This window comes from Psychrobacter piechaudii (assembly GCF_900162825.1).
GTDB classification, from domain to species: Bacteria; Pseudomonadota; Gammaproteobacteria; order Pseudomonadales; family Moraxellaceae; genus Psychrobacter; species Psychrobacter piechaudii.
Genome location: NZ_FUGE01000271.1, coordinates 1 through 11,773, shown reverse-complemented (window position 1 = coordinate 11,773; position 11,773 = coordinate 1). Strand labels below are relative to the sequence as shown.

The window sequence follows — 11,773 nt, the reverse complement described above, 5'->3', positions numbered from 1 at the left end:
ATAGGGTTTGTACACCTATGCCTTCACTTCTTGCAACTTCTGATACACTTAAGTTATGTGGCGGCGATAGCTTGCTTAATATAGCTTGTTTTCTCTCTTCACTGTATCTGGACATCTTTGTTCCTTATTACCCCCTTTTACTTGATTGTTAGGGGTGACAACTATCCTGACACAGGGGGTACTCAATACCGTATAGATTATCTAAGCTGATAACGCTGTCAAAGCCCAAACCAAGCAAGTTATCTTTAGCGCCTGATATGACTTCACGCTGTGCTTTTAAAATTTCAATCTCAAGTTTGCGTAGCTCTTTATAGGCAATAATTAAAAAGTTCCCTGATCCGCACTACAGATTACATAAGCATATGGTGACATGACACAAACCCTTGAAATCACTCACATGTAACGAATAGAAAAATGTCATCACTTTTTTAATAAAAGTGATGACATTTTAAAGTTTATGTCACTAGCTGCGTTATTAAAAAAAATCGTAATTTTCTATTACGAATAGAAAGAGTAAGAGCTAATCCATAGCTTTTACTTTCGTTTCTATGAACTCTATTTCGGCAGCACTCAGCCCATATTTTTTATACAGCTGTTGATCTATTTCAGAAATGGGTTTAGACCAGTCAATATCAGACTTAAGTTTAAAGTTCTGAATAGGAATGTTCTTCCAGGTAGATCTTGAATTGTGTTGTGTTGTTTTTAGTGTTCCAAGTAAGGTGCGCGCAAACTTTGTTTGAATATATTTGAATACATTCTCGCACTCAACTTTAGTTTCAAACCCACCTATTGTAAGAAAAGTGTCTGTGTGACCAGTTAGAGGAGGGGCAAGCACAGGTTTGCCTATTAATGGGGTAGATGGTACTTCTCCAATAGCACCAGAACCATTCGCCTCTGGAACAAGAACTTTCCACTCATTAAAGGAGTCAGGATAACTTAAGTATTTCTTGTTTATCCACTTATATGTACGCTTTCTATTAACCAAACCTAAAATCTTTATTGTGGATTTCTCATTAGGCTCTTCAAAAAAAGCAAAATCCATAGCCGCAAGAGACTTTGATACAATTTTATTTTTAGTACCTTTTCCTTGCATTCCTTCAGCTTGCGGAAAATCATTAAAAAATTCTGATGAAAACCTATATATGCCTTGAGGTTTAACTAACTCTGAGAATGAGGCTTCATTTAGTTTTCTAACTTTATTAGTGATTGATGTTAATTCAGGTAGGTGGGAAAAAGAACCAATTGGCTCAAATTTCTGTTTTTTATCATGATACAGGACAGCTATGCCTCCAGGAATATCTTTACCGGTAAATATTTTTGATGAGTCTTGCTCGTAAAACGCTACCTTTAAGTCATCTTTGGAAAGCATCTTTAGATTCCAGGCTTTAGGTGTTTGACCGGCATTAAACAGAAATCTTGCGGGTGAAATCAAGCAGTATCTAATAGCTACCTTATCAGCTAATTCATAGAAATGATGAAATATCGGCTCATCACGAGCTTCTCCAGCTACCTGATATGGTGGGTTTCCAACTACTACATCAAATTTCATTATTTATTATCTCCAAAAAGCTGATTGCATTTTTCCGAAAAATCACCTTCACCTTCTGCATAGGGTGTAGTATCTAAGTGCACGATATGAGATTTATTAATCTTTTCAGCTCTTTCGTCAAATCCAAAAATAAAATTACGTGCAATATTGTATATGATTTCACTAGGAGCAAAACCATACACTTGATTTTCTAAAATATGCTTTAGCCTTGTATCAGGATCAGGTATTTGGTTTTCTAACCCAATATATAATCTTTTCACAATCTCAGTGATATACAAACCAGACTTCATGTACAAATCAGCAAACGTCTTATCAGGATTGGTAAATATATCAGGATTTTCTTCTTGAAGCTTATCAACCATCATTTTTACAATACGTTTAGGTGTGAATATCTGATTGGTTTGCTGTGGTGGAATATAGTCAAAAATATCTTCTTCCTGACTGTCGTCAAAATAGTTTGCAAGCTCTCTACGCTTTTTAAGAAATTCCAAAACCGATTCGTTAAATACAGTTTCATCAAAGAAGTTATAAGTATCACGCAAGGCTCTAAACTGATCGAGTGTAATGCCAGTAACCTCTTTAAATACAACGTCACTAATGTGTCTATCGAAGTTTCGTAAAGAAATTTCTGGATCACCATAAGCCATTAAAAATGATGGGATCGTTCGAGCAAAGCCGCGTAAGCGCGCTCTGACATCATCTTCAACTGTATTCTTCTTTTTCTCCTCAGCTTTCTGTAAAACGGCTTTAGTTGACTCCTTGGTTAACTCCTCAGTTTTTTCCTTAACTTTATTTGTTAATTCTTCATGATAGTCAGTTTTAATTTGAGTCTGTGTAGCTTCATATCGGGCTTTGGCTTCAGCTACCTTGTTAGAATCACTATATGCTTCTGCAACCTCTCTTTTGTAATCAGCTTCAGCCTCTCTTTGTTTAATCTCTGCATGTGTTTTTGTCGTTTCAACCTCACGAGCAAGCGCTTCAGCAGATGCTCTCGCTGCTTGCTCAGCCACTTTAGTAGATAGCCCATTTTCCTTAGCTAACTCCTTTAGTGCCTCCTCAGTGCTATTTTTAAAGCTTTTTTCAATCTCTTTTGATAAATCTGCGTCAAAATCTGTTGCCTGAGATTCTACTGTTGATGCTAAGTCACCATAAACCTTATCACCGAAACGAGCGTTTGTTTCTGAGATAACGATATCTTCTGCAACTGTGGCATGACCATCTTCATCTACTTTAACATCCTTAGTTTCTACAGGCTCTGATGTTTGACGAGGAACAGACTTACCTTGATCAACAGGATTCAACTGATCTAAGATTTCTCTGGCTTCAGTAGAGGCAAATATACCTGAGATATTTTGAAAAAGTAGGTTGGACATAAAGCCCCTGCGGACAACTTCTTTCGCTTTGATCGCTTTAGGGATGGTTAAAACCTGCGTAGCATCAAGCTCTACCATTTGTCCTTCTGCGTCTTCTGCAATGACAGGGAAAAAGTTTAATAGTTGTTTGATATTTTTTTCACGGTCATCGCTAGTACCACCACCTCCAGCGGTTTTTGCAGATAGATTATTGGCAAACTCTTCGTAGATTATTAATGTGCGCTCGGGCGCAAAATCAAATACATAAGCATTTTTCTTTTGATGCACCTGCCCATCCACTTCATACGCCCAAGGGTTTTGAGCTCGAAAAGCAGATTGCATATAAAGACTTGGTGACTTAAGGTTTGACAGCATTAATACAGCAGTCCATTCAGGTATAGTCACCCCAGTTGTCAGCTGTCCTACCGAAAGCGTGATAGTTTTTTTATGCGTTTTAATGGCTTTTTTGACACGGTCGATTGCTTTATCGGTTATGACCTGCTCACTGTCTTCACCTCGTCCATCTCCTGCTGCTAATACGATTTCATAATTTTCGAAGACAGGATGTTTTTGTAGTAGTTTCTGTAGAGCTTTGGCACTTGCTACACGATTAAGCAGCCAAAATGTATGCTTTAGCTCATCACGAAGCTCAGTCGTAGAGAATGGATATTTTTCGTTACGAGTTAGAGTATCCAGCCATTTCTTAATATCTGCTTCATGCACAAACCTACCGCTGTCACTTGTCTCAAAAAACTCATTTAAATCAAATGCGTAATCAATATTCTCATCCTCAATTTGGGCGCCTTTGTTTACCTTATCAGTAATCATTTGGCTCATTTGGTATGAGAATAAGTTCAGTTGGGGTAGTTGCTCATAAGGGTTGTTTTCGTCTGGATCATTCCATGTGGCTTTTGCCAGTTGTTCATCGGCATAGGTCCAATTAAAAATCTCATTTTCGTTAAACTTCCCTGACGCAACCGCCTTGAAAGGAGTGCCAGATAAGTGCAATGTAAAGTTTCGAGAGATGTTATCGAAGGCAATGTCGGTCTTGAAGGTATCTACACCTTCGTGAGCCTCATCAATTACCAACATATCCCACTCGATTTCCTTAACCCACTTTAACTTGTCGTACTTTCCTCCAAAAGAGATAGCTCCTTTTAAGTCCTGTAGTGAGATAAAGGCTATAAGATTCTTCTTACCATGAGCTATTTGATCAAGATATTGCTCTCTTGTTAGAGCAGGACGGTCTTTTAATGAATCACTAGTTGATACAAAGGCAAAGTCTGTCTGCCATGCAATAAACTTTTCAAAATCATCAAACCATGAATTTGCAATAGCAGGGCGGTTAGTGACAATTAAAACCTTTGTAGCATTCAGCCTGCGAGCTAAGTCGTATGAAGAGAGTGTTTTTCCAAATCTTGGCTTAGCATTCCATAAAAACTCATTTTCAGGACTACTGAAAGCACATTCTAAAGCCCTTTCAACAGCTTCATTCTGTTCATTTCTTAGTTTGTACTCTAAAGTTTCTTTAGACTGCTCAAAACGGCTGTTAGTGAAGTCATCAAAATCGTCTTTTGACTTATATGGTTTATCACTGTAAAAGAACCATTCATGAGGAAGATCCTGTTTAATCCCTTTGTTTTTACGTAAATAGTTGTGAAATTGTTTGTCCTTAAACCAGACATCTTTCGAAGCAAATTTTGCAGGCGCAGACCACAGCTTTGAATATTGCAGATCTATAGCCGCTGTTTTAGTCTGCTCTTTGATTCTATCGTCAACATTTTTCCGCTCTGTATAGCCTATTTTCACCCAACCATCCCTATTTGAATAACTAGGTAAGGTATAAGCATAAATTTGTGGGTAAACTACTTCTGTTGTTTTTATAACTTTATTATTAAAGGCCATTATTTAATCCCCTTATCAAAAAACTCCATCTTTTTAGTATCCCAGTTCATAATTTTTACTCTCTTGCCTGGCTTGATTATCCATTCATCTTCACCATTATCATCATCAAATAATGCCAGCTGATCTTTGACTACTTTTTCTTTCTTACTTGATAGAGGAATAATATATTGCAAGCCATCCATTTGAAATAGGTTATAACTTATTATTTCTGCAATTTGCTTAAATAAACTATAAATAGGATCTTCACGCCACTTCGCTAAATAATAATCTCTATAAGTGTAAAGTAGATTCTCACGAGCTAACAATAACGAGTCTCCACTCCACTCAAAGCCGTAACTTGATTGGTAAGCTTCTTTTACTAGCAATTGCCACTCAGCTTTATCATGAACTTCTGTATTAATTCTCTTTAATTTACGATCTACAAACCCAACTCGATCTTCGAGGCTTATAAGCTCTCCTGTGTCCATATCATAACGTGAAGCCATGTAAGGAGCTTCACCACAGGTAATCTCTAGCCACTTACGCTTGATATAAGTTTCTAAGTCGTCATCAAGATAGTTCGAGTCTATAGCATCATTTTGTTTCTTGACTATCCAAGTAGGGGTGAATACTTCAGCTTTGGATTTAGTACGCTCTTTTTGAACCTCTTGAGACTTTAAGGCTCTCGGCATAATAATTTGGCCTTTATCACCTGTAATCAATTCTGGCTTAATCTGACAGGTTGCTGCATATCTTTTTTCACCATGTTGAATATAGTTCTCAGTAGCCCAAATAATGTTTTTCTTACGCCGAGATGTGGAAGTAGTTCTATCAATAAGCAATAAATCAAGAATGTCGGGCATTTGCTCACGGACTGTATTCTCAGAAATGTCCGCAGGACCAAACTCAATAAGAGTGTCCTCATCCTGATGCTCATCATGACTTTTTGTACTACAAAGGCTCAAATCAAAAAGACTGCTGCCCTCAATCTGTGTCATATATCTTCTATACTCATTATTGATGTTTAAGCTCATAAGCTTGTTTAATCCATTTTAATACACGATTTTTAAGTAAAAAGTGCTTTAGCTTTTTATGGCATCCTTGTGGCTTCAATTGCAGGAAGCCTTGACTTCAATCTCTCATTCTCTAGAGTCAGCTCGATTATAAGTCTCTCAGCTTCCATTAGCTTTGATAAGGCTATATCATTTTGCGCCTTTAAATCGTCCAGTTGCTGCTTGAGGCTTCTGTTCTTAGCAGTCTTAGCAAGATTTTTTTGTCTGGTAGACTGCTGCGATAAATTGTCTTTATTTTCATCAATCCAAGACTGTATTTTATCGCATAAATCAGGGTATCGAGTTCGACGTAGGGCAGAGGGGTTAACTCCAGCCTCTTTAGCGACGTTATTTTGAGTTACTGGGGTCCCTTTGGGCAGTAACTCAGGGCTTACCTACCTTTAACCTTTCAAAAGCCTCTAAGAAGCGAATCTCAGCTCTTCCCGGCTGCTTCTTTTGTTTAGTATTAGACTTGGATTGTTTTGATGACATTTATTGCCCTCTCTGCGGATTCTATCTGTGCTTTTAATGAGCTATATAATGGCGACTGATCATCTGTATTGGTCAGCTGTATTTGTAAGTTCTGTTTAAGCTCATTAATTACAGGAAGCTTGTTTTTATCTAAAATAACTGCATTACAAGCCGACTTGTCGTCAAACCCCATACAAGATGTAATATTGCTAATACCTCCATATGGGCACGGTGGGCCTTGATTAGCACAGCCCCCTAAAAATGTCTCACGATAGCTGATCTTTCCTTTCTTAGCTGCATCAATAAGTTGTTTATGATCTTTTTCAGTTATTTCAGATAGTATCTGTTCTTTTCGTTTATCCCCGTGCGGTGAAATATAATTATCAGATTGCAAATCTGTAAACTCTCTTATGATGGTCTCATACATTTCTTTTAAGTATAAGCCACGCGCTTCACTATTTAGTGGTGCTTTAAGTTTATAATAGTTTTGTCCGTAATACCTGCTCATAGCAAGGCTAGCATGTTTAAGCTGGTACTGTAGTGAGAGCTCTGAAACAAGACCACTAGCAAGCATATTGACTGCACCTGTACGTCTTAATTGATGCCATGCGAGAGGCCAAACCTTACCAACATCATAAATACTTGGATCGAGGTTAGCAGTCATTCGGTGGGCTATTTTTAAATCATGTTTAGTAATTTTCATCTCATTACTATCAAATAATTTTGGATAATTACTAAATACTTCTCTATAGGTTCGAGGAGTCACGTATTCAGTGCTAGCGTCTACAAAGCTTATTCTCCATGGCTCATAAGCATGACATTGCAATGTAGGGTTTTCAAACCACTTTTTTTGCGGCTTTAACTTTGAGTTATATTTTGCTGCAAGAGCTCTAAGCTCTGTTATATGCTTCATAGCATCAACTGCAGACTTAACTATAGGCGGAACAATCCATCTAGCTTCTTTATCTTGAATTGTCTTAGTTGTAGCACCTTTAATCAGATATATTTCGCTTCCTGTTTCATCTACTTCAACTTCTAAGCAATCGCTCTTTAACCGGGAGCATTCTTGAACTCTCATAAGTGAGAAATTCAGTATATAAGCCATGCCACAGAAACTTATAAGGTTCATGTATCCTGATAAAGTGTGTAAGTTACACTTATTGTCAGTTATCTTCCACTTTTCTAGGGTGTGTAAAACACCAAATTTAGAGGCAAGTTTTTTTATACAACGCTTACTGCTTACTATATCTTCCTTTGGTTTTTGGATGCCCTTAAATTCTTCACCATATAACTCATAGGGTAGTGCAGTGTACTCTGAGTGAATAGGTCTATATGCTAATAAACAGTACTTAAAAAAGTTTTCAAAGTTATCTTTATTAACTAAATAATCATCTAAACACTCTTTTAGTCGAATTAGCTGATAGCTCCATATGCGGGGAGGAATGAAAGCTGTTTGAGTTGACTCTTTTACTTTCAGGTGTGCAACAAAAATCTTCATTGCATTACTATCAAGAATATCGAAGCCAAGCTTATCTGAATTAAAACTTATGTCATGAAGGTACGTAATTAAATGATTATGACTAAATTTACCTTCTATAGCTATTTTCTTGATGACTTCGGGATCTCTTGATAGTTCTGATACAAGTATATTGTGCTGTGAACAAATCACAAAAATTGGCTTTATGGTATTAAACTTGCTCACTAATGTTCTAGTGGTGATGGATTCTCCTGGGCCCCAAATCCACCAAGCCATGATTAATCTTAGTAGATCGGCGTTATCCTTACTTACTTTATAGCCGTTACCGGGTCCATCTCCAAAGTAAATCTTTTGAGTGCTTCCATGCCAAGAAGTAAAGTCCCATCTAACATCGTTGTATTTTGAGACAATATGGCCTGTTGAATCTACAACAAACCCAAACATTAATCATATTACCTAGGACAACTTAAAATCTTAAATGGTTTTAAGCCTACATATATAATGAATTTAAACTATTTACAACAAAACTTATTGTAACTCTCCTTAAGCGAACTTGATATTTCGATACCTATACAAACACTGGATATCTTACCTAATAAATTAGTTAAATGAATAAAATAAAGCGAGATATTACCAATGCACATACCTCACGTTTTTCAAAATTCTATTCATAAGCTATAAAATTAAATTATCGTCTAGCTAGGTTTCTTACCCAATGTCTAACTTCATCTAAGCTTGCTATCACTACAGCGCAATCAAACTCTTAACCAGATGCTTTTAAGTCCTCTATCAAAGGGTAATAGTGCTTTTTAAACTCATGTCGTCCAGAATAATAAGGCGAGCGTGCCGGGTAGTTAACTGGCTTTAACTCATAACTGTAGTCATAAGTCGTCAATACTTCTGAATCATTATCAAATAGAGTTTCTTGATAGCCTTGTGTCGAAGCTTGCTTACGATAGGTTTGTATTAAAGCTTGAGTTGCACTAGCTAGAGGGTATTTATTGCTTATGAGTGTAGTCAAGGTTAGTTTAGGATTTTGCAATAAATTATTAATAATTTTAGCCAAGAAGCCAATCATATCGCTTTGAGTGACATCACTCTGATGGTATTCTTGGTCTAGCCAGCCTATAAACTCACCTTGAGTAATCTCAGTATTTGCTAAGTTGAGATTTAGGGTATCTTCATTGTCGGTAAAACTAGAGCTGACTTTTCTGTCCTCTATATCCACCACAAAGCTTTTCGTAAGTTCAGTAGGCTTATAAGATAGCTTCGCAGAGTAATCTAATAGCTGCCAACCATGAGCATCTAAAAAGACCTCTTTTTCAGCTGATTCTAGTTTTCCTTGAACTATTAAACCAAGTTTGGGCAGTGAGGTGTGAAGTAACTTTAATCCCATTTTCAAAGGGCGATAATGTGGCTTAAACACTTAGATTATGACGTTAAATCGTTAATGTTCCTGTATTTTTAACCGCCATCCGAATCAGAGTCTAATTGTTTACCTTTACTCGATAGTTCATTGCGATACAGCCATTTAAACTGTTTTACATAGACTAGCGGGTCGTCATTACTGTTATCATCTTTTGTTGGATAATTATCAGGTATAACTAGTTCATCTGCGAAAACGTGATTAATAGCATCGTTTATAACAGAAGCATCAATATACTTAGTTAAAGATGAATACTGCTCTTGTGCGAAGTCTCCTTTACCAGATTTACCTGACTCCATTGCTGTCCAAGTAGGTGTGAAATCCTTTAATAACCTTAATATAAAATATCTATCATTTATTCTGTTGCTTAAAAAACTTTCTATGTAACTAGAGTTATAATATTTTTCAATAATCCATAAGAAATTAGCAAATGAAACTTCTATGCAATTTGTATCTAAACTTTCTATAACTGCGACTATTTGCTCTGCTAAAAACTTGCCAATTTCATCCATTTGTTCGGAAGTAAGACTGTTGTCAACAGGATTATCTGCTTTCTCATGTCTTAGCCATCTAAACACCTCGATCTTATATTCTAAATCAGTAATGGCATCCAAGCTTTGCTTTATAACTGCAACTCGACCATCTTTTTTAACAACTTGGAATAAGTCAGACAATAACATTGCTGATTGTGTAAAAGCATCATTCCACATTGCACCTTCTAGTTTTGTGAACTGTGCGCTTACCTGACATAGTGCAATAGCTAGATTCTTAGCTGTTTGTACTTGAATGTCATCATATTTGCTGCGTAGCTTAGTGATTAAAGTGTCTGGTTTCCTATTTTTTAATATTCCTGTTAAAGAATTTGAGTCGTATGAGCAGTCCCAATGAGTTAACTTTTCTAAAATTTCTTTTATTTCAAGATCTGGTATATCATTCTTTGATACAGAATAAGTAAAATATCGTGAAAAATAATTACTAGAACAAATTCTTTGTTCTTTATTCCAAATTTGATAGTAATCTGCACCGAAGCCCATATTGCCATAAACAGATTGAAGTTTAGGAAATAAATCATTTAACAGGTCTATTAATCCATTTTTCTTAGAAGACTCAACTTCTCCTAATGCACCCGCAATCAAATTTTTTGTTTGTTCTTTTTCTAGTTCATTGCTTTTAGGATAACTACTAGAAAAAGAGCCAGTAAATGAAGACTTATTATTCCTTATAACTTTATATAGCTCAGGGTAAAATACTCTTATACCTTCTATCAACATTAGGTCAACGGTGTTCACTTCCCCTTTCAGAATAGGCAAAGAAAACATCAATATATTGCCATATAACTTGGCTTTTCTAGGTGTATCTAAATAATTATCAAACGCAGAATTATAAGCCTGTACGAACCTTCGTACCTCTTCTTGATCTAAATTAGTCTCTGCGATTTTTAAAGCTTCATTAATTCCATCAAAGCAAAATTGTCGTAAAGTTTCTTGTTCAACTAATGGTAAGTTTAAAGGTATTTGAATGATTTTCTCAAGGAAAGCCTCACCTGAACTTGTATCGGCAGTTGAGTACCTATCCTGTAATGATGATGCAATAATGTGCTTGTCAAAGGCTAAAACATAGGACGTATATTTAAAATCTGCGGTGAGCTTAACTAATCTAAATAATGCATGAATTTCAGATTTATCTAACCTATCAACGTCATCAATCAAAATGAGAACTCGTTTCTTGTTATCTTCTAATAACTGCTCTGTTCTTTTTTTAAATTCATTAATATCAGGTAGCGAGATAAAGGACTCGACAACTTCGGATACCACACTTGTACCTTTGGTAACTGAGGCTATTGGTTTCATTACTTTCATAAAGGTGTCTTTTAGTTTATCTTCACGGGTTTCTAACTTTGAATCTAATGCCTCTGCAATACTATTAAAAAACTCCATTAATAACTGTTCTTCTGTCCCAAATCGCCAAGGATTAAACTTAATACAGATGACATCGTCATTTGATTCTAGAGAAGACTCAATAAAGTTTAAAACAGAGGTTTTACCATCACCCCATTTACCATATAGACCAATGACAATGCTACTTGGATCGCTTCTGCGAGCAATGACTTGGGCAACTCTTTCGGAAAAATGCCATCTTCCAAACAAGTCACTTTCTTGATTATGAACAGGGACATCTGATGAATAATTAGTATTAGGCATTTTTACTCTTTAGTTGATAAGTAGGGATAATCAAATTCGGTTGGCTGGGATGACTAACAACCCATGATATGACTGTTAATGTATCATAAATTCTAAGGGTGCTTATAGGATATCGGGGGTTAATTTAAGATAAGGTTTTAAGCATTTTCTAAGATGCCTTTGAAATGTTGCGACAAACAGTGTCGTACAGTATTTAAAGCCTTACCTATCGCCTTTAGATTTTGTTATATTTATTATTTAGCAGTATTAATTGACTAACTTTTCTACGTAAGTTTAACGGAGTTCCAAAAGAACATTTTCACCTCTATTTAAAGGAATGTGAGTGGCGTTTTAATCACAGTGACCCAAAGTCGCAATTACT

The 11,773-nt window shown here is 36.2% G+C and carries 6 protein-coding genes and 2 pseudogenes; 1 reads left to right on the top strand and 7 read right to left on the bottom strand.

Going from position 1 to position 11,773, the window contains the following annotated elements:
- Positions 1-148: 148 nt before the first annotated feature.
- From A1019T_RS14045 to A1019T_RS12880, 7 genes and pseudogenes are all read right to left on the bottom strand, one after another.
- A pseudogene (locus A1019T_RS14045) lies at positions 149-331 on the bottom strand (DNA methyltransferase); the annotation flags it as partial.
- 189 nt (positions 332-520) lie between these two features.
- A complete protein-coding gene (locus A1019T_RS12910) occupies positions 521-1,549 on the bottom strand; it encodes an Eco57I restriction-modification methylase domain-containing protein (protein ID WP_077452137.1) in 1,029 nt (342 codons plus the stop codon).
- Complete coding sequence (locus A1019T_RS12905) at positions 1,549-4,806, bottom strand: DEAD/DEAH box helicase (protein ID WP_077452135.1); 3,258 nt, start codon at positions 4,804-4,806, stop codon at positions 1,549-1,551. The genes A1019T_RS12910 and A1019T_RS12905 overlap by 1 nt, the downstream gene beginning before the upstream one ends.
- Positions 4,806-5,783, bottom strand: coding sequence for a restriction endonuclease (locus A1019T_RS12900; protein WP_077452139.1), 978 nt, complete (start codon positions 5,781-5,783; stop codon positions 4,806-4,808). Before A1019T_RS12900 ends, A1019T_RS12905 begins: the two co-directional genes overlap by 1 nt.
- A gap of 520 nt (positions 5,784-6,303) precedes the next feature.
- Positions 6,304-8,229 carry a site-specific integrase gene (locus A1019T_RS12890; RefSeq protein ID WP_077452133.1) on the bottom strand — a complete coding sequence of 642 codons (1,926 nt, stop codon included), beginning with the start codon at positions 8,227-8,229 and terminating at the stop codon, positions 6,304-6,306.
- A gap of 319 nt (positions 8,230-8,548) precedes the next feature.
- Positions 8,549-9,181: a hypothetical protein gene (locus tag A1019T_RS12885; protein WP_077452132.1), complete on the bottom strand. Its 633-nt coding sequence runs from the start codon at positions 9,179-9,181 to the stop codon at positions 8,549-8,551.
- Between the two features lie 68 nt (positions 9,182-9,249).
- Positions 9,250-11,412, bottom strand: coding sequence for a KAP family P-loop NTPase fold protein (locus A1019T_RS12880; protein WP_077452130.1), 2,163 nt, complete (start codon positions 11,410-11,412; stop codon positions 9,250-9,252).
- Positions 11,413-11,675: 263 nt separating this feature from the next.
- On the opposite strand from A1019T_RS12880, the pseudogene A1019T_RS12875 reads away from it, so the two are divergent.
- Positions 11,676-11,773, top strand: a pseudogene (locus A1019T_RS12875) (IS1595 family transposase); the annotation flags it as partial.